Genomic DNA, 22,954 nt, shown 5'->3' with positions numbered 1-22,954 from the left:
CGGAGGACGACAGCCCGAGGAATCCGAAAGGGGCTTTCCTCCATACATTCCCGCGATGGCGGCATACACCCGATAACGGAACAGGAGCGGCGGAAGACCACTCTCAGGGGGAGTGCTCGTGCGGTCAGAGTTCGAAGCCTTCGGGGAACGGGTCGTCCGGGTCGTAGTGGTACTGGGCGGTGCCGGTGATCCAGGCGCGGCCCTCGACGGTGGGGATCACGGTGGTCAGGCCGCGAGTCGCGGCCGGCCCCCCGAGGACGCCCTCTTCGACGAGGCGGCCGGTGAAGTGCGTACCGATGAAGGACTCGTTGTCGAAGTCGGTGTCGAGGGCGAGTTCGCCGCGGGCGTGCAGCTGGGCCATACGAGCGCTGGTGCCGGTGCCGCAGGGCGAGCGGTCGAACATGCCCGGGTGGATGACCATCGCGTGCCGGGAGTGCCCGGCGTCCGACCCGGGGGCGGCCAGATACACATGGTGGCAGCCGTTGATCTCGGGGCTGAGGGGGTGGACGGGGCCGTCGACGGGCCGTGCCTTGTCGGCGGGCCGTGCCGACGGGCCGTATGAGCAGACGGTGTCGGTGGGCTCGTCGTCCGGCCGGATCCAGGGGCCCGTTCCCCGGGCGGCGCCGAATGGGCCACGTGGGTGTCCGGAAGTCGATCTGACCACTCATGGCCCTTGGCCTGGGGCTCCCTCTGCCGGAGACTGAACCGATGACACAGCGTGTGGATCTCGCGACCGTGATGGACCGTCTGGCGATCGAAGACGTGATCACCGGCTACGCCGTGGCCGTGGACGACGCCGACTGGCCTGGGTTCCGTGCCCTGTTCACCCCGGACGGCCGCGCCGACTACACCGCGGCGGGCGGTATCGAGGGGACGGCCGCCGAGGTCGCCGACTGGCTGGCCGGCACGCTGCGGCCCTTCACCGTCCGTCAGCATCTGATCGTCAACCGGCGGCTGCGCATCCAGGACCTCGGGGGCTATCCGGGCGACCGCGCCGAGCTGCGGGCCGACTATCTCAGCCCCCTGCGGCACGAGTCGGGCGAGGACCTGATGAGTGGCGGCGGATTCACGTTCGGGCTGCTGCGCGGTGAGGACGGCTGGCAGCTGCGCACCGTGGTCGTCCACGAGAAGTGGCGGCGCTCCTCCGTACCGGCCGGCCTCGGCTGACCTGCGGGAGCCGCGCCGGACGCGCTTGCTCGGTCTCCGCTTCGGTTCCCCCGATCGGGGGAAGGGTCTGCTACGCGGACGGGAGTTCGGGGTGATCGTCGAGGAGGCGCTGTATGCGAACGGCTTCGCCGTGGTGGCGCGGCGCGTCCGCAGTGGCCGCCGGCGCGCTCCCGGCCCTCGCCTTTCCCTCCCCCTCCCTCTGGTGGCTGGCCTATGCCGCGCTGGTGCCCTGGATGCTGCTCATACGGTCCGCGCCCACGGGCCGCCGCGCGGCGCTGGACGGCTGGCTGGGCGGTCTCGGATTCATCATCGCCGTGCACCACTGGCTGATACCGAGCCTGCATGTGTTCATCGTGGTGCTGGCGGCGCTGCTGGGGCTGCTGTGGGCGCCGTGGGGGTGGCTGGTGCGCGCCGTGCTCGGCGGGGCGCCGTCCGCGGGCCGCGCCGCCGTCGCGCTCGCCGTGCTCCCGTCGGGCTGGCTGATGGTCGAACTGGTCAGGTCCTGGGAGGGACTTGGCGGGCCGTGGGGGCTGCTCGGCGCCAGCCAGTGGGAGGTCTCCCCCGCGCTGCGGCTCGCCTCGGTGGGCGGGGTGTGGCTGGTGAGTTTGCTGGTGGTCGCGGTGAACACCGCGCTGACCCTGCTGGTCTCGGTGCCCCGGGCCCGCGCCGCGGCGGCCCTCGGCATGGTGCTGTGTGCCGTCACCGTGGCGGCGGCGGTGTGGTGGGCCCCGGAGCCGGGGCGGTCGGGGCTGGCGCGGATCGCGGTGGTCCAGCCGGGCGTGGTCGCCGGCGCGGGCTCCGTGGAACGCCGGTTCGCACGCGGCGAGGAGCTGACCCGCACGCTGGCAGGACAGGATCTCGATCTGGTGGTGTGGGGAGAGAGCAGCGTCGGCGCGGATCTGGCGACACGGCCCGATCTGGCGGCACGGATCGCCGTACTGTCCCGCACGGTCGGCGCCGAGATCCTGGTCAATGTCGACGCGCGCAGTACCGATCCGGCGGGCCGGGCGGGGATATTCAAGCGCGGTGTGCTGGTGGGGCCGAACGGTCCGACGGGCGATGTGTACGACAAGATGCGGCTGGTGCCCTTCGGCGAGTACATCCCGGCCCGTGCCGCGCTCGGCTGGGTGACCTCGGTGGGCAAAGCGGCCGGTGAGGACCGTATCCGCGGCACCCGCCCGTCCGTGATGGTGCTGCCGGGCGAGGGCCGGGGCGGACTGCGTTTCGGTCCGCTGATCTGCTTCGAGTCGGCGTTCCCCGATATGAGCAGGCGGTTGGTGAGGGACGGCGCGCAGGTGCTGGTGGCGCAGTCCTCGACCTCGTCGTTCCAGGGCAGTTGGGCGCCGGAGCAGCATGCCTCGCTGGCGGCGCTGCGGGCGGCCGAGACCGGCAGGGGGATGGTGCACGCCACGCTCACGGGCGTCAGCGCGGTGTTCGGCCCCGAGGGTGAACGGGTCTCCGGCGTGATCGGTACGGACCGTTCGGCCGCCGCCGTCTTCGATCTCCCGCTGGCCCGGGGGACGACCCTCTACACGCGCTTCGGCGACTGGGCGGTCCATGGCGCGCTGGTCGTCCTGGCGGCGTTCTTCGCGGTCGAGGGCGCGCGATCGCTCAGGCGGCGGACTGGTCCAGCGCCTCTCGTACCACCCGCTCGCACAGCTCGTGAGTCAGCAGCGCATCCCTCGCGCTGAGCGTCTTCCCGGCCCGTACGGCGTCGAGGAACGCCAGGACGCACTGTTCGACACCGCGCTGGCGGGCCACCGGAACCCAGTCGCCGCGCCGCCGGACGCTCGGCTGCCCCTTGTGGTCGATGATCGTCGCGAGATCGTGGACGGCACGCTTGGTGTCCTGTCCCGACACTTCGAGGATCTCCTCGGTGGAGCCGCTCAGCCGGTTCATCACGCCGATCGCGGTGAAGCCGTCGCCGGAGAGCTGGAGCACGACATGGTGCAGCAGTCCGTTCCTGACCCGCGCCCGTACGTCGGTGTGTTCGACCGGTCCTGGAAGCAGGAAGCGCAGCGTGTCCACGACATGGATGAAGTCGTCGAGGACGAAGGTGCGCGGCTCCTCGGGGAGGCCCACCCGGTTCTTCTGAAGGAGGATCAACTCGCGCGGATGCTCCAGACACTGCGCGTACCCGGGCGCGAAGCGGCGGTTGAAGCCGACCGAGAGGCTTACGCCCCGCTCCTCCGCGAGGCGTACGATCCGCTCGGAGTCGGCGAGGTCGTACGCGATCGGTTTGTCGACATAGGTCGGTACGCCCGCCTCCAGGAGCCGGGTGACGATCTCGGCGTGCACGGCGGTCGGGGCGTGCACGAACGCGGCGTCGAGGCCCTGGGCGAGCAGCGAGTCGAGATCGGTGTGGCACCGCTCCGCCGGGATGTGGTGGACCTCGGCGGTACGCGTCAGGGTGGCGGGGGTACGGGTCTGCAGATGCAGCTCGACCCCGGGCAGTGTGGTGAGCACCGGCAGATACGCCTTCCGCGCGATGTCGCCGAGCCCGATGCAGCCGACCTTCACAAGGGCCTCCCCAGCCTGTCCTCACACGTAGCGCGCCGATGTCCGTCATACGCCGCCGACGGCCGTTGAGAGCCGTCGGCAGTCGTTGACATGCGGGTTCGCGTGTCCGTCCGCGTTACTGACGCGGTGTCCCGGAAGCATACGTGTGCCCAGGAGGCCGCCAGTCGGCGATCCCGGCGAAGCCGCGCAGGATGAGTCCGGGCCCGAAGCGGGAGACGGCGACGATCAGCGCGTCCCGTACGGCGACGGCGACCGGATTGCCGACGGCCGTCATCCGGCCCGTTCTGGTGGCCTGGCGGACGATCGCGGTGGTACGCGGCAGCCGGTCGGCGGAGTAGGAGGCGAGTCCGGCGGCGAGCCCCGCAGCGGATGCGGCGGCCGTCCCGAAGGCGCCGACCGGTCGGCCATAGTGCGCTGATTCGGCATGGTCCGCCGGTCCGGCCTGATGCGCTGATCCGGCCTGATGCGCCGGTCCACCATGGTGCGCCGACCCGGCATGGCGCGCTGATCCGGTATGGCGCGCCGGTCCGGCGTGGTGCGCGAGGACGATGGCGTCCTCGATGGCCTGGTTGCCGCCCTGGCCGAGCGTGGGCTGCATCGCGTGCGCGGCGTCACCGAGCAGGGCGACCCGGCCGCGGTGGTACGCGGGGAGGGGCACGGCCATCTCATGGACGTCGTTCCGCAGCACCTGGGCAGGGTCGGCGGCCTCGATGATCCCCGGCACGGGGTCGTGCCAGCCGCCGAAGAGCCGGCGCAGCTCGGCCCGTTCGTCGTCGGGTGCGTGAGCGCCCTCGGGCGCCGTGGCCATGGCGTACGCGTACACCCGCCCGTCCTTGAGCGGCTGGGTGCCCCACAACCGTCCCCGGCCCCAGGTCTCGTGCGGCGCGAACGGCCGCCCGAAGGCCGGGACGACCATGCGCCAGGTGGTCAACCCGGTGTAGCGCGGGCCGGGATGGTCCGGGAAGAGCACCCGGCGGGCGGCGGAGCGGATGCCGTCGGCGGCCACGACGAGCTCGGCCTCCCACGCGCCGTCAGGCGTGCTGACGACGGCCGGACGGCCGTCCCCGCCCACGTCGGTCAGCTCGGCGGCCGTACCGGTGCGCACCACTCCTTCGGGCAGGGCGGAGGCCAGGAGGGAAACGAGAGTGGCGCGATGGACCAGGACGACGGGGCCGCCGAAACGGCCGGCCGCGGCCTCGCTGCTCGTACGGGAGAGCCAGCGGCCACTGGGGGCGCGCAGCCCGCCGTCCCCCTGCCAGGCGGAGAGGGCACGGACCTGGTCCCCGAGCCCGATGACATCGAGCGCGCGCTGCGCGTTGGGCGCGAGGGCGAGGCCGGCGCCGACCGGGGCGAGTTCCGGCGCTCGTTCCAGCACGGTGACCGCCCACCCCCGCTGACGCAGGGCCACGGCCGCGGTCAGTCCGCCGATCCCACCACCGATGACGAGGACGCGGGGCTGATCCATGACGCGGGGCTGATCCATGACGTCTCACTCTCCTCTCGCTCTCCTTGGATGACTTCTCGCACCGAAGCCGGGACGGACTACAGCTGTAGTACCCCCCTCGTCACCGTACTACAGCTGTAGTGACCGGGATAGATTGGCTCCATGGCCACACGCTCCACCGGGTCCTCCCGTGCCGAACTGATCGCCGACACCGCCCTCGCCCTGCTCGCCGAACGCGGTATGCGCGGGCTGACCCACCGGGCCGTGGACGAGCTGGCCGGGCTCCCCCAGGGCTCCACCTCCAATTACGCGCGGACCCGGCAGGCGCTGCTGGAGGCGGCGGTACGACGGCAGGCGGAGCGCGAGGCACGGGTGCTCACCCCGGACGAGATGCCGGCCGGCACGGGCGGCCGGGGCGCGCCCGTCGACGCGCTGGCCCTCGCGCTGCACCGCTATCTGACCGGCCACCCCGAACTGCTCGTCTCCCGTTACGAACTGGCGCTCGAGGCCACCCGCCGACCGGAGCTGCGGGCCTCCTACGACGCGATGGGGCGGCGCTTCCGCGAGCCGCTGGTCGCGATGATGACGGCGGCGGGCTCCGCCGAGCCCGAGCGGCACGCGCTGTCGCTGGTGGCCTGGTGCGAGGGGCTGATGTTCTCCTGCGCGGCGGGCTCGTACCACGACTCCGTACCGTCCCTGGAGGCGCTGCGCCTCGGATTCGGCGAGCTGCTGCGCGGCATGCTCGGGACCCCGGACAGGGGCCGAGCCGCCCCGGACGGGACCCGATCCGCCCCGGAGGAATAAGCCCTCGCCACATCGGAGGCTCGTCCATGAGGATGTCCGCCATGACACTCACCGAGGCCACACCCGAACGCACCGAGCCCTCTCCCCTCGCCGGCGAACGCGAGATGCTGGAGGGCTGGCTCGACTACCACCGCGAGACCCTCGCCCTGAAATGTTCGGGACTGGACGGGAAACAGCTCAAGGAGGCGTCCGTTCCGCCCTCCGGGCTGACCCTGCTCGGTCTCGTACGGCACATGGCCGAGGTGGAGCGCGGCTGGTTCCGCAACCGGCTGGCCGACGAGCGTGCCGCGCCGATCTACTTCACCGACGCCGACCCGGACGGCGACTTCCACCCCGAGGAGACCGACACCTGGGAGGAGGCGCACACCACCTGGCGCGCCGAGATCGCCCACGCCCGCGAACTGGCCGCGCCGCTCTCGCTCGACGCTCTCGGCGCCGGACCTCCCAGCCGGGACACCGGCGACCCGTTCACCCTCCGCTGGATCTACACCCACATGATCGAGGAGTACGCCCGGCACAACGGCCACGCCGATCTTCTCCGCGAGCGGATCGACGGCGCGACGGGCGACTGACGGGCCGACCGGTCGCTCGGCCGGTCAGCCGACTGACGGGCCGCTCGGCCGGCTGACGGGCCGACCTGCCGACCGACCCGGCCGAGCGAGCGGCGCGCGGGCCCGGCGTCACCCGTCCGGGCCAATCCGCGCTCTTCCGCTCCCCAACAGCGCCCCCAGCCAGCAGAGTTGCCCGGGTGCACCGAACCAACCGAACGAGAAGCGCGGCGATGATCCTGATGGGGGTGGCGGTCACCGCCGTCTCCGGATGCGTGGCCGTGGAGCCGCATCCCGCGCCCGGTCCCTCGCCGCGCCCGGAGACGAGCAGCGGCATCCAGGGCCCGGGAGCGCCTGAGCCGCTGATCATCGAGGCCCCGGCCAAGGAAGCGCTGGAGGCGGCCGTCCCCCCGCCGGCCCCGGGAGCGGCTCCACGCTCCTCCGCCGGTCCCCGCCCGCCGGTCCAGGACGGGCCGACGGGCGGGGACCGGACGGCGGGCCAGGACCGGACGAAGGGCTCCGAGCGGCCCCCGGCCACGTCCCGGCCGGAGCGGCGGGCCCAGGACCACCCCGAGGAACGGCGTCATTCGGCGCCGTCGTCCGCACCGTCCATCGCCGATGTCTGCGCCCTCGGCGAGAGGTACGGCAAGTGGCCGAAGGACAGCCCCCAGGCCCGCATCTGCCGTGACACGTACGGCGATTGACGCCCCCCATACGCCACGTCCCACACGCCACCTTCCATACGCCACCCCGCATACGCGACCCCGACACCGACGCCCACCCCGCGCACCCGCTGTCAGCGTCCGCGCAACAGCCGCTCCAACCGGTCGATCCCCGCCCGGACCCCGTTCACATCCCCCTCGGCCCCCAGGGCGTCCGCCGCGTCACGCGCCCGGTCCAGATGGAGCCGCGCCGCCTCCGGCCGCTGGAGCTTCAGATAGTCGGCGGCGAGATTGAGGTGGAGCGACGGATAGAAGGCCCGTACGACCGATGAGGCCCCGGGCACCCCCTCCCGGGCCTCAGCCAACCGGTCGCCGCCGGTCCCGCCGCCGTCTCCCCGGTCACCGTCCGCCGTGCCGTCGTCCCCCCGGTCACCGCCCGCCGTATCGCCGTCCCCCCGGCCGCCATCCGCCCGGCCGCCGGTCCGGTCACCGGTCGTCGGCTCCTCCGCCAGCCCGGCAGCGGCCGTCAGCGCCCTCAGATCCCAGGCCAGTTCATCGCCCGGGTCGTCCTGCGTATCCGCCATGTAGTGCGCGAGGGCGCAGCGGTGGAACGCGTCGCCCGCCTCCCCCAGCTCCGTCCAGAGCTCCCCGAACCGGTTGCGTGCCTCCTCGCGGTCGCCGCCGTGGAGAAGCATGACCGCCTGCCCGATCCTGGTCATGACGGCGTCCTCCGACGCCTCCTGCCGCTCCCTCACCACCGCCGCCTCCGTATGCCGTCCATGAGCCGTCCACACGCCGTCCAGTACATCCGACGAACACGACGCTATCCGGCATGACGGACAATGGCCTTCAGGCTCGGGCGGACGACCCGAGCCTGTCGGCCGGTCCGGCGGATCAGGCGAGGCCGCCGAGGTCAGGGATGCGCCAGTCGATCGGCTCGTGCCCCTGCGCGGCGACGGCCTCATTGATCTGTGTGAACGGCCGCGACCCGAAGAACTTCTTCGCGGACAGCGGCGAGGGGTGCGCGCCCTTCACCACCACATGGCGCTCCGTGTCGATCAGCGGCAGCTTCTTCTGCGCGTAGGCGCCCCACAGGACGAAGACCGCCGGGTCGGGCCGCTCGGCCACGGCGCGGATCACCGCGTCCGTCACCTTTTCCCAGCCCTTGCCCTTGTGGGAGTTGGCCTCACCCGCGCGGACCGTCAGCACCGCGTTGAGCAGCAGCACACCCTGCTCGGCCCACGGCATCAGATAGCCGTTGTCCGGCACCGGGTGGCCCAGCTCCTCCTTCATCTCCTTGTAGATGTTCCGCAGGGAGGGAGGTGTCCTGACACCCGGCCGCACCGAGAAGCACAGGCCGTGCCCCTGCCCCTCGCCGTGGTACGGGTCCTGGCCCAGGATCAGGACCTTCACCTTGTCGTACGGAGTGGCGTCGAGCGCCGCGAAGACCTCATCGCGGGGCGGGTAGACCGGCCCCTTCGACCGCTCCTCCTCGACGAAATCGGTGAGCTCCTTGAAGTAGGGCTTCTGCAGCTCATCGCCGAGGACGCCGCGCCAGGACTCGGGCAGCATGTCGGTGTCGGTCACGTCAACAACCTCCGGTAAGCGATCACTTGTGCAGCACTGAACCTACCGGGGACCACTGACAACGGTCTCCGGCCGCCCGCGATCGGCAGCCGGTGACACCACTCCGAATATCCTGAACACTCCGAACGTCCCGAGTGCCCCGAATGCCCTGGACGCCCCGAACACCCTGAACACCCTGAAAGCCCGCTACCAGCTGGCCTTGCGGTTCAGCTCCCACATCTGCATGACCGTCTGCGGATCGAGGGCCCGCTCACCGCCGCCGATGTCATCGGTCGACGCCACGTACAGCCTGCCCTGCCACAGCGGGAGGAGCCGTACGTCATCGACGAAGATCTCCTGGGCGCGCTCGAACTCCGCGTTCACCGCCGCGCGGTCGCTCACCCGCCGCGACCGGGGCAGCAGCTTCTGGGTGATCTCCGGGCTCTCGTACGGCGTGCTCAGCGCGTTGTTCGTGCCGACGAAAGGCGCGATGAAGTTGTCCGGGTCCGGGAAGTCGGGGAACCAGCCGCGGCCGAAGACGGGGTACTCCCCCTTCTGGTAGCCGGCCTGGAACTGCTTCCACGGCTTGCTCCGGAGGGTGATCCTGAACAGCCCCGACGCTTCGAGCTGGCGCTTGAGCTCGGCGAACTCCGCGGCCGTCCCCGACCCGTAGCGGTCGGTGGTGTACCAGAAGGTGAGGGGCACGGGCCCGGTGATGCCCGCGCGCTCGAGGATCGCCCTCGCCTCGTTCACATCGGGGTCGCCGTACCGGTCGAAGAAGCCGGTGGTGTGCGCGAAGATGCCCTTGGGGACCATCGAGTACAGCGGCTCGGCCGTACCCCGGTAGACCTTGGCCACCAGCGCGTCGCGGTCCACGATCTGGGCCACCGCCTGACGTACCGCGAGCTTGCCGGCCGCCGGATCCGCGGGGTTGAACACGAGATAGCGAATATCGGCACCAACGGTCTCGACCAGTTGCAGATCCCTGGTCTCCGGCCCCTTGTGTTCGAGTGCGACGACCTGCTCCGAGGTGAGCCCCCGGTAGATGGCGTCGATCTCCTTCTTCCGCAGGGCGCGGAAGACCGTGTCGGAGTTCTCGAAGTACTGGATCGTGACGGCGTCGTTCCGGTGTTCCGCGAATCCGCGGTAGTCCTTGTTCCGGGTCAGCTCCGCCCTGTCCCCGCTGGTGTACGAGTCCAGCACGTACGGCCCCGAGCCGGTGATCCCACCGTCCCGCCGCAGCCTGTCCGGCGGATACGAGGCCGGCGGGACGAGGGACATCGCGGGCGTGGCGAGGATGAACGGGAAGGTCGCGTCCGGCTTCCGCAGCCGGAAGACGACGGTGTCGTCCCCGCTCGTCTCGACCGTCCGGAGGGATTCCAGCAGACCGGCGGGGCCGCCCGGCACATTGATCTTCCGGATCCGGTCGAAGGAGTGCTTGACGGCCGCCGCGTCGAGCGGATCGCCGTCGGAGAATGTCAGGCCGTCGCGCAGCACGCACCGGAAGACCTGGTTGGCGGCGTCGGTGAACTGGCATTTCCGCGCCGCGTCGGGCTGTGGATACGAACTGCCGGTCGGAAAGCTCACCAAGGTCTGGAAGACATTGCGGAACATCTCCCAGGAGTTGTCCCAGGACGCCGCCGGGTCGAGCGTGCTCGGCTCACTCGTCGTGCCGACGGTTATCCTTTGTCCGGCTTCCGCGTCATCGTCCGAGAACAGGCCGCATCCCGCGAGCAGGGACGTGGCCGCCACGGCCGCGGCGGCCCGCCGAATTGTCCGGTCGAACACGTGCACGCTCCTTTTCAGCCATGGATCGGCAGACCATACCGCAGCGCCCACCGGATCAATACGCCGATCCGGTGGGGCTTTTGGGGAAATCGACGCCGGGAATCGTCACCCCACTCCGGCGTTGAGGAAGATGCCCCCGTCGACGACCAGCGTCTGTCCGGTGATCCAGTCGGACTGGTCGGAGGTGAGGAACGCGGCGGCGCCGCCGATGTCCTCCGGCACCCCGAGCCGTCCCATCGGGTAGGCCGCCGCGGCCTCCGCCTCCCTGCCCTCGTAGAGCGCCTGCGCGAACTTGGTCTTGACCACGGCGGGCGCGATGGCGTTGACCCGTACCGCCGGCGCGAACTCGTGCGCCAGCTGAAGGGTCAGATTGACCATCGCCGCCTTGCTCATGCCGTACGCGCCGATGAAGGGGGACGCCGAGATCCCGGCGACCGACGCGATGTTCACGATCGCGCCGCCGTTCTCCTTCTGCCAGGCCCGCCAGGTCTGCTGGGCGAAGCCGAGCGCGGAGATGACGTTCGTCTCGTACACCTTGCGGGCCACGTTCAGGTCCATCTCGGCCATCGGGCCGAAGACCGGGTTCGTCCCCGCGTTGTTGACCAGGAAGTCGACCCGGCCGAACGCCTCCATGACACGCGCGACGGCCGCCGCCTGGTGCTGCTCGTCGTGCGCCTTGCCCGCCACTCCGATCACCCGGTCGGAACCGAGCCTCTCCACGGCCTCCTTGAGCGCGTCCTCGCCCCGGCCGGTGATGCACACCCGGTCGCCGCGGGCGACGAACGCCTCGGCCACTCCATACCCGATGCCCCGGCTCGCGCCCGTGATCAGGGCGACCTTCCCGCTGTCCGGCACCTGCCGCTCGGACTCCGGCTGCCGCGTCCGCTCCGTCATGTCCGTTGCCCCCGGCCTCAGTTGAGCGGTCCGCCGGCGACGTACATGACCTGGCCGGAGACGAACCCGGCCTCCTCGCCCGCGAAGAAGGCGATGGCGTTCGCGATGTCCTCCGGCCTGCCGACGCGCTGCACCGGGATCTGGCTCGCCGCCGCGGCCTGGAACTCCTCGAAGCCCATGCCGATACGGGCGGCGGTCTGGGCGGTCATCTCGGTGACGACGAAGCCGGGCGCCACCGCGTTCGCCGTGATGCCGAACTTGCCGAGTTCCTTCGCCAGGGTCTTGGTGAAGCCCTGGAGACCGGCCTTGACCGCCGCGTAGTTGGCCTGACCGCGGTTGCCCAGCGCGGAGCTGGAGGAGAGGCTGACGATACGGCCGAACCCGGCGTCCACCATGTGCTTCTGACACGCCTTGGCCATCAGGAACGCGCCCTTGAGGTGCACGTTCACCACGGTGTCCCAGTCGGACTCGGTCATCTTGAAGAGCAGATTGTCCCGCAGCACACCCGCGTTGTTGACCAGGATCGTCGGCGCCCCCAGCTCGGCCGCGACCCGTGCGACGGCGGCCTCCACCTGCGCGCCGTCGGAGACGTCGCAGCCCACGGCGAGTGCCGTGCCGCCGGCCGAGGTGATCTTCTCGACGGTGTCCTTGCACGCCGCCTCGTCGAGGTCGAGTACGGCGACGGCGCGGCCCTCCGCCGCCAGCCGTACCGCGGTGGCGGCGCCAATGCCACGCGCCGCCCCGGTCACGATGGCTACGCGCTGCTCGGTGGTGGACATCCCTGTTCTCCTCGCCCTAGGCTCCTGCGGCTCCCGATCACCAAGACCTCTGAGCAACCGCTTAGTAGGTCCAGCAGAGAGACGCTAGAAGCCACGGCACGTGGTGTCAACGGCCGACCGCGCCGATGGCGGGATCCGGAGCCGACATCACACCGGCACCACACCACCGGCGTCACGCCGCCCGCCGCCCCACCCGCGTCGCCCCACCCACGTCACGCCGTCCGCCGCCCCGCCCGCGTCACGCCGACCGTCACGCCACCCGCGTCACGCCGACCGCGCGAGTGTTCGTCAGCGCACCAGCAGATCGAGCAGCCGCTCGGCCTCCGCCCCCGGGTCGTCCGTCAGTCCGGTGTGTACGGGACCGGGCTGTACGACGGTCGAGCGTGGCGCGATCAGCCACCGGAACCGCCTGCCCGCGTCGTCGTCCGCCGCCTGCCCGGCCGCGTCGCCGCCGCGGCATACGCTCTCGACGGCGTGCAGCGCCGCCCGCACCCCCACGACATCCGCGTCCGGGTCGAGGATCATCAGCTTGGCCTCGTCCAGATGGGTCCTGGCCGAAACGTAGGACCGGGCGCGGCAGTAGACCAGTACGCCCGCGTTGAAACACTCGCCGCGCTCGACGCGCGGCACGACCCGCAGCAGCGCGTACTCATAGACGTCCTTCACGCTCACCGGCCGCCGTCCTTGGGGCTCTTCTCGTCTGCCGTCCGCCGTGTGGTCCGCTCTCCGGGCGTCAGCCGGGCGGCCAGCCAACCGGGCGCCCGCGACGGGCCGTTCGTGGTGGGCGCGTCGAGAACGAGGCGCTCGTGGATCGTGCCGGCCCGCGCGAGCAGAGGCTCCACATACGCGCGGCGCAGCGCGTCGGTGGAGTCGAAGCCGGGCTCGTCGACCAGCCACTCGTCCGGTACGTCGGCGGCGACCTCCGTCAGCAACTCCTCGGTGACCAGCGGCGCCAGCTCGGCGGCGGCCGAGGCGATATCGGGGCCGAAGGAGGCGAGCACGTGGTCGGAGGCGTTGTACGGCTTCGCCGCGGAAGCCGGCGCACCGGGCCAGTTGTGGTGCCAGATCATGGTCGCGCCATGGTCGATGAGCCACACGTCACCGTGCCAGACGAGCATGTTGGGGTTGCGCCAGGAGCGGTCGACGTTGTTGATGACCGCGTCGAACCAGACGATCCGCCCGGCCTCCTCCGGCCCCACCTGGTAGGCCAGCGGATCGAAACCGATCGATCCCGGCAGATAGTCCATGCCGAGGTTGGTTCCACCGCTCGCCTTCAGCAACTCCTGCACTTCCTGGTCCGGCTCGGAGAGTCCGATGACGGGGTCGAGTTGCATACGCACCAGTTCGGGGATCCTCAGCCCCAGCCTGCGGGCCAGCTGCCCGCAGATCACCTCCGCGACCAGGGTCTTGCGGCCCTGTCCCGCGCCGGTGAATTTCATGACGTACGTACCGAGATCGTCGGCCTCGACAATCCCCGGAAGCGAGCCGCCCTCACGCAAGGGCGTGACATAGCGAGTCGCGGTGACTTCGGTGAGCATTTCCCCAGGTTATACGGCTGGGGTGGCTTGTGATCCACGGAATATCGCACAAGGTCCCCACCGCGGCCAAGCTCCGCCGTGGCGCGACAACCAGCCCACTGGCCCTCGTCCTGCTCCCGGCCGTCGGCCGGGACACCCGGATCGGCCCGCGCGCCCTTCACCAGCACAACCGCCCTTCGGTGCCAGGCAGCCGACAGCGTCACCATGTCGGCCGGCATGGGCTGGGCCTTCGCCGTTTCGGTTCTGGCAGTCGCACCGTGGCGTACGTGGGTCGGCCGAGCGGTCCGCTGATGCGACAACCACGGCGTCGACCGTCCGGGTCGCCCGAACCTTCATCCTCAACCGCACCATCCGGGGAACCGCTAGCCCCTGTCACGTGCATCGTCGCGGTGCCGTGTCGTGCTGATCCGTAGCGGCGGGCCCACCTTCGCGAAGGGGCCAGGCGACGGGATTTGCCTTACGCAAGGCAACTCCCCATAGTGATCACTTGATTGCAAACAGTTATTCGCGGGTCGAGGTCGAGACGAACCGGAGGTCGGTCGTGTCCGCGTCGCCAGCCTCCAGCCCGCTCCTCTCTCCTTGATTCGAAGGGTGGCATCACATGACCGAGAAGCGGCTGAAGGCATGGGGCAACAACCGTGCCGGGCAGCTCGGTGACGGGACCTGGACCGACTTCCGTACTACCGCCACGACGGTGCTCGGCCTGACCAGTGCCGAGGTCGTGAAGATCGCCGCAGGCGGCAAGAGCTCGGCGAACGGTCACGGACTGGCGCTGCTGACCGACCGCACGGTGCAGTCCTGGGGCGCCAACAACTCGGGCCAGCTCGGCGACGGCTCCGTTTTCAGCCACAACGCGCCCGGCCAGGTCGTCAACCTCTCCAACGCCACCGACATCGCCGCGGGCGGAACGCACAGTCTGGCCCTGCTGGCCGATCAGACCCTGGTTGCCTGGGGGCAGAACAACTACGGGCAGCTCGGCAACGGCACCAACATGGACAGCAGCGTCCCGGTCCGCGTCGAAGGGCTCAACAAGGTGATCGCGATCGCCGCCGGCCTGAGCCACAGCCTGGCGCTCCGCGAGGACGGCACCGTCTGGGCCTGGGGGCACAACACCAACGGCCAGCTCGGTGACGGCACCTCCGCCAGCAGGAATGTCGCCTCCCGGGTGAGCGAGCTGACCGGCGTGACGCTGATCGCGGCCGGAGCGAACCACAACCTCGCCCTGGTCGGTGGCCCCGGCAGCGGCGGCATCGTGATGGCCTGGGGCCACAACGCCACAGGCCAGCTCGGCGACGACAGCACCACCAACCGCTACACCCCGGTCAAGACACAGGACGCCTGGTCCGGCGACGTCTCACGCATCGCGGCCGGCTGCCACCACAGCCTTGCCGTGACCGGCCCCGACAGCACCCTCCACGCCTGGGGAAAGAACACCTCCGGCCAGCTCGGCGACGGCACCACCGACCAGCGCAACACCCCTGTATCCGTGCCCGGCCTGACCGGCGTTCAGCTGGTGACCGGGGGCCGGGAACACACCACCGCCCTGCTCGGCGACAACACGGTCCGCTCCTGGGGCGCCAACAGCTCCGGCCAGCTCGGCAACGGCACCACCACCGACAGCAGCACCCCTGTCACCACGCTCACCGGCCTGACAGGAGTCGACAAGATCGCAACCGCGATCGGCGGCGACTTCAGCCTGGCGAACTGACACACAACACATCACCCGCCTGGTCCACCCTTGCGTAGATCCCGGTCCAGATCCCGCCCGCCGAATCGCGGGGATGCCGTTCCTCACCATGTGGTCGTCCCGCTGCCAGAGTCAGTCGCCCCTCAGGTCGCCGGGCGGATCGAGGGCATGCCGAGTGGGACGTGGCTCGTGCGGACTTCCGTAGGGACGCCCGCACAGGCCGAGCTCGGCCTTTCTGGTGCCGAAGTGCCCCTCGAAGGCGTGCCACTCGTCGGCCGTCGGGTCGCGGTACTCCGAGTCGGGGCGTGCCCAGCGCCGGTTGGCGAGGAACTGCTGGTAGTGCTGCACGACGTCTTCCTCGAAGACGGCCGGGCTCGGGCCCGGAGACGCGTCAACGAGTACCGAGAGTGCTCCCTCTCCTGAGTGATTGTGTTGTGCATGGCCCATGGGGATCATCGGGAACCGTGGCTACCGGTACAGAAGGAGGCGTTGCGCTTGCTTGCTGGAATTGCGCGCCGTGCGGCGATGGTGCTTACCGCCGCGATCACCCTGGCTCCCCTGACAACCACTGACGGCGTCGCCGTCGACAGATCCCTCGCCGTGTCCTGTCCTGCCAACAACTTCTGCGTGTGGGAGGACCGACCGTCGAACTCGCCGATGGCCCGGTTCGTGAACGGTACCGATGACACGGGCCGTGCGGGGCTGCCATACGGCGGCAAGACGGTGCGGAACCGGACTCAGAATGACTGGTGTGTGTGGTCGAAGCGGGATTACGGGGGGAGAAAACATGTGATCCATCCCGGCGAGTTCGTCAGCCCCGGCGGTTCCGTGTTCTCTCTGCTGCCCGAGACCACGTGGCGCTGCGTCAGCTGACCGTCAGGTCCGTGAGCAGCGGCATCGCTACCATCGCCACCTGGGATCGTTTCGCGCCCTGATATCGCGCGGTCGATGGCGGAGGCTCGGCCGTCGGGTCGAGCCTCCCATCCGCCGACGATCGCGGCTTCGCGGACCAGGCCGAGGAAACGGCCGGCCGTCCGCTTCCCGCTGCACCGGTGGCAGCACCTGCACCTCGGAGTACCGCATCCCGAGTGGGCAGACCATCGGACACGCGGCCGGGCCGCTGAAGAAGGCGCCCTCCGTCCCGTCTGCGAACACGCCCCTCCGCAGGCGAAATCAGGCAACCATCCCTCGACGAAGACCTTCGAGTCCGTGTGCGGCGGCCTCGCGCAGGTCGGGGAGTTGGCGGTCCGCTGTGCGCGTCATGCGTTGGCATTCCGGAGCCCGCGTTACGCCCGGCAACCGAACCGGTATCCGGACCACGGACGGTCAGCCGACCACAGCCGTGCGCGCCGCCCTTTGCGTGCTGTCGCGGACGAGGACGGCCGGATCCCGGTGGACGTACCAGACCACCGCACCGAAGTGACCGGCCCGGGACCGGGCTCCGGGCGGATCGGGCTTCCCTGTCTGTCAATGCGAGATGCCCCATCAGCTCAGACCACCTCACCGAGGCTCAGGCCACCCTGATCCAACCGCCGGCCACCGTCCTCTCTGTCGTGGCGCAACTCAGCGACGCCGCTGGAGTCCACAGCGGGCGCCGCGACGAGATCACCAGCGCCTTCGGTAGCGGCCGCTGTCGCAAACCCGTCCCTGCCTGCAAGGACGATGATCGCCGGCGTGGGCGGTCAGTAGTTCTCCCACTCGTCCAGCACGTACGTCAACACGGCCGGGTCCATCAGCGTGCTCGGCCGTACGTCCTGGCGGCGGCGGTCCACGGGGAAGACCGCCGCGGCCCTCAGGACCGCCTCGTCCAGGTAGCGCAGTTGCGGGGCGTCCGATGCCAGCCGCAGCGGTGGGGATGTGCCGCCGCCCGGGGTGGCGAGAACGAAGCCCCAGTTGCCGAAGCTCGGTACGTCGACCTGGAATTCGGTCGCCGAGTAGCCTGCCGTCTCGATCGTCTTCGCGATCGACCAGTACGTCTTCGGGGCGAAGAACGGCGACCCGCTCTGCACCATCACCCTGCTCTGCGGCTTCAGGGCCTGGCCGAGCAGGTGGTAGAACTCCACCGAGTACAGCTTGGCCAGCGCCGCCGTGTCCGGGTCGGGGAAGTCGATGATGACCGCGTCGTAACGCTGCCCGGCGCCGCGCAGCCAGTTGAAGGCGTCGGCGTTGATCACCGTGACTCTCGGGTCGTCCAACGCCGCGTCGTTGAGGTCGCGCAGGGGCTCGAAGTCGCGCGCGAGCCGGGTCACCGCCGGGTCCAGTTCCACGAGAGTCACGTGCTGTACGTCGTCGTAGCGCAGCACCTCGCGCAGCGCGAGCCCGTCGCCACCGCCCATGATCAGCACGTTGGCGCGGGAGCCCGCGAGTGCGGGGTGGACGAGGGACTCGTGGTAGCGGTACTCGTCGACGGAGCTGAACTGCAGATCGCCGTTGAGGAAGAGCCGGATGTCCGGTTCGCTGGTGAAGGACGTGGAGCGGGTGACGACGATTTCCTGGTACGACGTCGTCTCCGCGTGGACGATCGGGTCCCGGTACATCTGCTGGCGCGCGGTCACTTCGAGGTCGTCCGCGAGCGTGTACACCGTACCGAGCACGGCCAGGACCACCGTGACCCCGGCCAGCAGGGCGTTGCGTACCCAGCGTCGCAGCTGCCGGCGGAAGATGAACACCACCACGATGACACCGGCCACCGCATTCACCGCACCGACCACCAGTACGCCCCGCAATTGGCCGAACGTCGGCAGGAGCCACAGGGGGAAGCACAGGCCGCCGACCAGCGCGCCGATATAGTCGACGGCGAACATGTCGGCGACCGCACTGCCCGCCTCCTGTCGCCGGATCCGCTGAAGCATGGTCATCAGCAGGGGGATCTCGGCGCCGATCAGCAGGCCGACGGCCATCGCGACCACGATCATCGCCGGGGTATACAGCTGGAGCCAGGCGAACGCCGAGTACAGCACCAGCACCGACAGTCCGCCGACCAGCGCCAGGATGCCCTCCACGAGCGCGAACGCGCCCACCGCGCGGCGGCGCAGCGGCTTGGCGGCGAGGGAGCCGAGCCCCATGGCGAACACCATCACGGAGATCACCACGGAGGTCTGGAGCACCGAGTTGCCAATGAGGTAGCTGCCCAGCGCGGTCAGGGCCAGCTCGTACACGAGGCCGCAGGCCGCGCAGAGGAAGACGGACAACAGCAGCAGGAATCGGGCCCCCCGGGTGTGCTGGACGACCGGAGGGCGGGAGGGTGCCGCGGTGGTTTCACGGCTTCGCACGGTCGTGGCGCTCATCGTGGGGCGCCGCTACGAGATCGCCGCGCCGACCATGAACCCGGTGCCCAGGTACATGCCGGCCTGGACCCAGGCTGCGGGGTGCGGACGGCCGTCCTGGTCGTCGAGGACGACCGCGCCCATCTGGCCCGGCGTGAACACGCCGATCACGATGCCGACGACGGTCATCACCAACACCCCGGCCAACCCGTACAGCAGTGTGCTGATCAGGCCGTAGCCGAGGCCCTGCTCCGACTCGCTCGCTTCGATGGCCTTCATGATGACAAAGCCCACGGCGACGGACTGGCTGCCCAGCAGGACGGCCGCGCCGCGGTTCCGGTCCGTCCACACCACGTGGTACAGCTTGCCCGGTGTGACGAGGTCGAGGGCGATGAAGCCGACGGCCATGACGAAGAGGCCCACAACTCCGTAGATCAGGGCCTGGCCGGTCGACTCGAGGATTTCGGTCACTGCGTTGCCTTTCTTGAGGGGCGGGATCGGGACGTGATCAGGTGCTGTGCGAGAGGAACGTGGGATGCGTCGGCGTATCCGGCCGTCACCGGACGTTACTTGCCCTCGCCGGGGCCGCCGCCGCGGAAGCTCGCGCTGTCCGGGTCCGGCCAATAGGTGAGGTGGCGCTGATGGCGGTGGTAGCCGTTGCGGTAGTCCTCGATCTCGATCAGGCTGCCGCTCCGATGCGGCGAGACGGTGACCATGTCGTCGCCGTAGCGCAGGAACTCCATGCGGTCGCCGGAGGCACGGTCCAGTTCCTCCCGCTCACGGTGGATCGCCTGGGCGACCTCACTCGGGGTGCTGTCCGGGTCGAGCCAGTCCGCTCCGGTCGCGCTGTACGTCTTCCTGATCCACTCGCGCGGGACCGCGTTGTTGTCCCCGTCGCTGGAGCAGGCGGTGAGCAGGGGCGCGGCCAGCACGGCCGCCACCGCTGCGGGGACGAATCGGGCGCTGTTCATCGGGCCTCCAACTGGCTGTACGTCGATACGATCTGGCCGTTCTGCGGATATGTGTGCCAGGTGCGCCAGATGAGCCCGGCGCCGTGCAGCCCTCTGGCCGTTTCGACGACCACCGCCGTGACCGCCTCCGGCGAACCGGGGAAGACCCCGCACAGGCTGTGCTCGGCGTCGGCGGCCTTGCCGAGGACCTGCGCCACCTCGGCACTGAACTCCTCGGAAGTCAGTCGGCGGGTGGTGGCGCCGAAGTTGTAGACCCAGCCGGGCAGATGACGGACGCAGGTCTCGGGCAGCCCCTTCACCGCTCCCCGCAGACAGGCCACCGTCTCCAGCACGGGCCCGGCGATCACCTGGTGCGAGGCCCCGAGCAGCCGCAGCCGCACCTCCAGCCCGCCGAGTGACACCACCCGTTCCGCCAGCGCCGGACGCTCCGTCAGGTCCAGCGAGAAGCAGAGTTGATCCGCATCCGTGTCCAGATAAGGGGCGTCCAGAGTAAAGGCATGCACACGGCCCCCCGGTCGTTACTTGCCATGATCGGCGCCCGATTATGACACATGTGTTCGTGGGACTAGAGGGGTTGAGGGGTTGAGGGGTTGAGGGGTTGAGGGGTTGAGGGGTTGAGGGGTTGAGGGGTTGAGGGGTTGAGGGGATGGAGGCAAAGAGCCTCGCACCCGGCAAGCGCGACCCCGCGCTGACCGACCGCACACTCCCGGTGTCGGCGCGGACACTCTCGTCCACGGGGCCAACGGCGTGTCCATGGCCGGCTTCGCGCACGCGTCCTCGTAGGGCTGAGGCGCGACAACTGAGTCGGGCGCGGTCGGGAACAGAGACCCGCGTTCACGGGTCAACCAGCGTGCCGGGGGCCGACTCGCCGACTGGCGGATCATGTCGCTCGCCCCCCTGAACCTCGAACCGCGCGAGGGCAAGGCCTCAGCGAGGACTACCGGAAGCTGATGAGCACGGCTTGGGGGCGGTGCGGGTCTGTGCCGCCGCCGCCCGAGATGGGCCGCCCGAGATGGGCCGCTCGAGATGGGCCGCCCGAGATGGGCCGCTCGAAGGCGGCCACCAAGCACGTGCACAGTCAGCTCCACAAGGGTCGTGGCGTACCGGAAGCCCCCGCACTCCACAAGTCCGCCGGGCCCCATACGCACCAACGCGCCCACTGGCGTACGGCGCTTGGGAACCTCGGCGATTCGGCCAACCACCCTTGATGGCAGTGCCGTTGCGGGAACTGGGCTCGTGCGGTTTCGCGGTCCCCCGAACGCTCTGCCCCGGGACTTCGGAAGCGACCGAAAAACGTGTGTTCGATATCAGGGCTGTGTCGTTGAGCCTCGCGAACCAGCCGTGACCGACCGACAGGGGGACCGACTTGACCTCGGGCAGCACAGCCGCACAGCCGAGCACGGACGAAGCGGACGGGACTCCACCGGACAGCGGGGGCGCGGCGCAGGAGGAGGAATTCCAGTACCGGGACGAGTCCCGGCTCCAAGCCGGCGCGCAGATGACGACGACCACGATGGCGCGGCGCCTGCCCGTGCTGGTGCGCCGGTCGCTGCGGATGGCGTGGCAGGTGGACCGTGGCGCGACGGCCGGGCTGCTCGCGTGCCAGATCGGCACCGGCGTCCTGGCCGCGCTGGGCCTGTTCGCCGTCACCGGCACCCTCACCGCGCTGATCTCCTCCGGCGACATCACCGAGCGGCTGCGGGAGGCGGCTCCGCAACTGGCCGTCATCGCCGTAGCCGCCGGGCTGCGTGCCCTGCTGGGGGTCACGGTGACCTGGCTGACCGGGCGGCTGCGGCCGGTGCTCGCCCGCGCCGCGGAAGTCAGCATGGTCGAGGCGGCTCTCGGCGCCGAGGCCGCGGCGAACAACAAGCCGGGGTACAACGACCAGTACGACATCGCCGACCGCGGCGCCCAGGTCACCCCCGACCTCGTGGAGGAGGCCCAGGACGTACTGGCCGCCACGGCGACCCTCGCCGCCGGCGCGACCGTCCTCACCGTGATCCATCCCCTTCTTCTGCCTCTGCTTCTCCTGGCGTGCCTGCCACAGGCCGCCGCGTACGTGCGCGCGGCCCGCGTGGTGTACCTCGCGGGCCTGGAGACGTCGGGGCGTCGGCGGATGCTGCACAAGCTGCGCTGGCACATGTCCTACATGGAATCCAGCGAGGAGATGCGGGCCTGCCTGGCCGGGCCGTTCCTCCTCGGCCGCTACCGGCGCCTCGCCGCCTCCGTCAACATCTCCGAGCGCAAGGCCGCGAACACCGGGGCCTGGATGGGCCTGGCCGGTGCGGCGGCCGGCGGAGTCGCCTCGGCGGCGGTCTGGGCCACCCTGCTGTGGCTGCTGGCCTCCGGCCGGATGGACCTGGCGGCCGGCGGCGGCGCGGTCTTCGCCCTGCAAACGGCCACCGGCTCCGTGCGGGGCATCATCAACGGCGGGGCCCGGCTGGTGCGCACCGGCTGGTACGTGCAGGACTGGCAGAACTTCCTCGACAACGCGCACGGGCAGGCGATGGTGGCCTCGCGTGGCTCCGAGGTACTCTCGGCGCCGCCGGAGCGGTTCGAGGTCCGCGACGTCACCTACCGGTACGACGGCGCGGAGAAGGACAGCCTGGCCGGGGTGTCGCTGACGGTACGGCGCGGGGAGATCGTGGCGCTGGTCGGGGAGAACGGGTCGGGGAAGACGACGCTGTCCCGGCTGATCTGCGGTCTGCTGCTGCCGACCTCCGGGGAAGTGGCCTGGAACCACACGACCACCGCGCGGCTGGAGCCGTGGGAGGCGTGGAAGCACGTGGCGGTGGCACCGCAGCGGTTCACCTACCTGCCGCTGACCCTCCGCGACAACGTCACCCTGGGGCAGGGCGACACCAGCGATGCCGCGCTCATGGCGGCCTGCGAGGCGTCCGGAGCCGCGGACATGCTGCCCGCCCTCCGTTCGGGCCTGGACACCCTCCTGACCTCCGAATGGTTCGGCGGCCACCAGCTGTCCGGCGGGCAGTGGCAACGCGTCATCCTGACCAGGGCATTTCACCGGAAGGCCAGCCTTCTGGTGATGGATGAGCCCACGGCCGCCCTCGATGCCCGAGCTGAGCACCATGTGTTCACCGGCCTGCGGGACCTGGCCAAGGACAGGGCCATCCTTCTGATCACGCACCGGCTCGCCAATGTCGCCGTGGCCGACCGGATCGTCGTCCTCGACCAAGGCCGCCTGGTCCAGGAGGGAACGTACGCGCAGCTCACCCGCGCCCCCGGGCTCTTTCGGACCCTGTGGGAACTGGAGCAGCGCACCGGCGGTGCGCCCGGTCCCACCTGAGGCCCGCCGCGGT

General features: G+C 70.4%; 22 protein-coding genes and 1 pseudogene. 8 read left to right on the top strand and 15 right to left on the bottom strand.

Going from position 1 to position 22,954, the window contains the following annotated elements; translation table 11 throughout:
- Positions 1 to 124 precede the first annotated feature (124 nt).
- Positions 125 to 517, bottom strand: a pseudogene (locus ACIOGX_RS35495) (proline racemase family protein); the annotation flags it as partial.
- Positions 518 to 708: 191 nt separating this feature from the next.
- On the opposite strand from ACIOGX_RS35495, the gene ACIOGX_RS35490 reads away from it, so the two are divergent.
- Positions 709 to 1,167 (top strand): nuclear transport factor 2 family protein, encoded by a 459-nt coding sequence (locus tag ACIOGX_RS35490; protein ID WP_356518266.1) that lies wholly within the window; start codon positions 709 to 711, stop codon positions 1,165 to 1,167.
- A 113-nt stretch (positions 1,168 to 1,280) separates the two neighbouring features.
- The gene (lnt, locus tag ACIOGX_RS35485; RefSeq protein ID WP_401918845.1) at positions 1,281 to 2,858 is read left to right on the top strand and encodes an apolipoprotein N-acyltransferase; all 1,578 of its coding nucleotides are present in this window, start codon (positions 1,281 to 1,283) and stop codon (positions 2,856 to 2,858) included.
- Here the strand turns inward: lnt and ACIOGX_RS35480 are convergent.
- Both ACIOGX_RS35480 and ACIOGX_RS35475 read right to left on the bottom strand, forming a co-directional pair.
- A complete protein-coding gene (locus tag ACIOGX_RS35480) occupies positions 2,779 to 3,687 on the bottom strand; it encodes a Gfo/Idh/MocA family protein (RefSeq protein WP_129771607.1) in 909 nt (302 codons plus the stop codon). The genes lnt and ACIOGX_RS35480 overlap by 80 nt on opposite strands.
- Before the next feature lie 115 nt (positions 3,688 to 3,802).
- Positions 3,803 to 5,152, bottom strand: coding sequence for an FAD-dependent oxidoreductase (locus tag ACIOGX_RS35475; RefSeq protein WP_401918890.1), 1,350 nt, complete (start codon positions 5,150 to 5,152; stop codon positions 3,803 to 3,805).
- Positions 5,153 to 5,293: 141 nt separating this feature from the next.
- Here ACIOGX_RS35475 and ACIOGX_RS35470 point away from each other — a divergent pair, with 141 nt between their 5' ends.
- From ACIOGX_RS35470 to ACIOGX_RS35460, 3 genes are all read left to right on the top strand, one after another.
- Positions 5,294 to 5,935 carry a TetR/AcrR family transcriptional regulator gene (locus ACIOGX_RS35470; RefSeq protein WP_401918843.1) on the top strand — a complete coding sequence of 214 codons (642 nt, stop codon included), beginning with the start codon at positions 5,294 to 5,296 and terminating at the stop codon, positions 5,933 to 5,935.
- Between the two features lie 41 nt (positions 5,936 to 5,976).
- Positions 5,977 to 6,507 carry a DinB family protein gene (locus ACIOGX_RS35465; RefSeq protein ID WP_401918841.1) on the top strand — a complete coding sequence of 177 codons (531 nt, stop codon included), beginning with the start codon at positions 5,977 to 5,979 and terminating at the stop codon, positions 6,505 to 6,507.
- A gap of 176 nt (positions 6,508 to 6,683) precedes the next feature.
- Positions 6,684 to 7,187 carry a hypothetical protein gene (locus tag ACIOGX_RS35460; protein ID WP_401918839.1) on the top strand — a complete coding sequence of 168 codons (504 nt, stop codon included), beginning with the start codon at positions 6,684 to 6,686 and terminating at the stop codon, positions 7,185 to 7,187.
- A gap of 92 nt (positions 7,188 to 7,279) precedes the next feature.
- Here ACIOGX_RS35460 and ACIOGX_RS35455 read toward each other — a convergent pair whose 3' ends face one another.
- From ACIOGX_RS35455 to ACIOGX_RS35425, 7 genes are all read right to left on the bottom strand, one after another.
- Positions 7,280 to 7,864 (bottom strand): hypothetical protein, encoded by a 585-nt coding sequence (locus ACIOGX_RS35455; RefSeq protein ID WP_401918837.1) that lies wholly within the window; start codon positions 7,862 to 7,864, stop codon positions 7,280 to 7,282.
- Positions 7,865 to 8,039: 175 nt separating this feature from the next.
- Complete coding sequence (locus ACIOGX_RS35450) at positions 8,040 to 8,732, bottom strand: uracil-DNA glycosylase (protein WP_356518261.1); 693 nt, start codon at positions 8,730 to 8,732, stop codon at positions 8,040 to 8,042.
- Between the two features lie 186 nt (positions 8,733 to 8,918).
- Complete coding sequence (locus tag ACIOGX_RS35445) at positions 8,919 to 10,499, bottom strand: ABC transporter substrate-binding protein (RefSeq protein WP_384770909.1); 1,581 nt, start codon at positions 10,497 to 10,499, stop codon at positions 8,919 to 8,921.
- Positions 10,500 to 10,604: 105 nt separating this feature from the next.
- Entirely contained in the window at positions 10,605 to 11,393 is a 789-nt protein-coding gene (locus ACIOGX_RS35440) for an SDR family oxidoreductase (protein WP_387015746.1), read from the bottom strand.
- Between the two features lie 17 nt (positions 11,394 to 11,410).
- Complete coding sequence (gene fabG / locus ACIOGX_RS35435) at positions 11,411 to 12,172, bottom strand: 3-oxoacyl-ACP reductase FabG (protein WP_129771614.1); 762 nt, start codon at positions 12,170 to 12,172, stop codon at positions 11,411 to 11,413.
- A gap of 288 nt (positions 12,173 to 12,460) precedes the next feature.
- Complete coding sequence (locus ACIOGX_RS35430; protein ID WP_383973894.1) at positions 12,461 to 12,844, bottom strand: DUF3037 domain-containing protein; 384 nt, start codon at positions 12,842 to 12,844, stop codon at positions 12,461 to 12,463.
- A complete protein-coding gene (locus ACIOGX_RS35425; RefSeq protein ID WP_401918834.1) occupies positions 12,841 to 13,710 on the bottom strand; it encodes a HipA family kinase in 870 nt (289 codons plus the stop codon). The genes ACIOGX_RS35430 and ACIOGX_RS35425 overlap by 4 nt, the downstream gene beginning before the upstream one ends.
- 601 nt (positions 13,711 to 14,311) lie before the next feature.
- On the opposite strand from ACIOGX_RS35425, the gene ACIOGX_RS35420 reads away from it, so the two are divergent.
- Entirely contained in the window at positions 14,312 to 15,418 is a 1,107-nt protein-coding gene (locus tag ACIOGX_RS35420; protein WP_401918832.1) for an RCC1 domain-containing protein, read from the top strand.
- Between the two features lie 111 nt (positions 15,419 to 15,529).
- Here ACIOGX_RS35420 and ACIOGX_RS35415 read toward each other — a convergent pair whose 3' ends face one another.
- Positions 15,530 to 15,745: a hypothetical protein gene (locus ACIOGX_RS35415; RefSeq protein ID WP_401918830.1), complete on the bottom strand. Its 216-nt coding sequence runs from the start codon at positions 15,743 to 15,745 to the stop codon at positions 15,530 to 15,532.
- 90 nt (positions 15,746 to 15,835) lie between these two features.
- Here ACIOGX_RS35415 and ACIOGX_RS35410 point away from each other — a divergent pair, with 90 nt between their 5' ends.
- Positions 15,836 to 16,270: a peptidase inhibitor family I36 protein gene (locus tag ACIOGX_RS35410; RefSeq protein WP_401918828.1), complete on the top strand. Its 435-nt coding sequence runs from the start codon at positions 15,836 to 15,838 to the stop codon at positions 16,268 to 16,270.
- Positions 16,271 to 17,079: 809 nt separating this feature from the next.
- On the opposite strand, the gene ACIOGX_RS35405 is transcribed toward ACIOGX_RS35410, so the two are convergent.
- The 4 genes from ACIOGX_RS35405 to ACIOGX_RS35390 form a co-directional block, all read right to left on the bottom strand.
- Positions 17,080 to 18,684: a polyamine aminopropyltransferase gene (locus ACIOGX_RS35405; protein ID WP_401918826.1), complete on the bottom strand. Its 1,605-nt coding sequence runs from the start codon at positions 18,682 to 18,684 to the stop codon at positions 17,080 to 17,082.
- A 12-nt stretch (positions 18,685 to 18,696) separates the two neighbouring features.
- Positions 18,697 to 19,134 carry a DUF350 domain-containing protein gene (locus ACIOGX_RS35400; RefSeq protein WP_356518240.1) on the bottom strand — a complete coding sequence of 146 codons (438 nt, stop codon included), beginning with the start codon at positions 19,132 to 19,134 and terminating at the stop codon, positions 18,697 to 18,699.
- Positions 19,135 to 19,229: 95 nt separating this feature from the next.
- Positions 19,230 to 19,634: a DUF4247 domain-containing protein gene (locus tag ACIOGX_RS35395; protein ID WP_383973880.1), complete on the bottom strand. Its 405-nt coding sequence runs from the start codon at positions 19,632 to 19,634 to the stop codon at positions 19,230 to 19,232.
- A complete protein-coding gene (locus tag ACIOGX_RS35390; RefSeq protein ID WP_401762523.1) occupies positions 19,631 to 20,137 on the bottom strand; it encodes a DUF2617 family protein in 507 nt (168 codons plus the stop codon). The genes ACIOGX_RS35395 and ACIOGX_RS35390 overlap by 4 nt, the downstream gene beginning before the upstream one ends.
- Positions 20,138 to 21,000: 863 nt before the next feature.
- Between ACIOGX_RS35390 and ACIOGX_RS35385 the strand changes: the two genes are divergently transcribed.
- Positions 21,001 to 22,941, top strand: coding sequence for an ATP-binding cassette domain-containing protein (locus ACIOGX_RS35385; RefSeq protein WP_384770888.1), 1,941 nt, complete (start codon positions 21,001 to 21,003; stop codon positions 22,939 to 22,941).
- The last annotated feature ends 13 nt before the right edge of the window (positions 22,942 to 22,954 follow it).

It is taken from the genome of Streptomyces sp. NPDC088147, from assembly GCF_044741565.1.
Lineage (GTDB): Bacteria > Actinomycetota > Actinomycetes > Streptomycetales > Streptomycetaceae > Streptomyces.
Note: the sequence above shows the minus strand (reverse complement) of the source record. Positions and strands in the feature narration are given on the sequence as shown.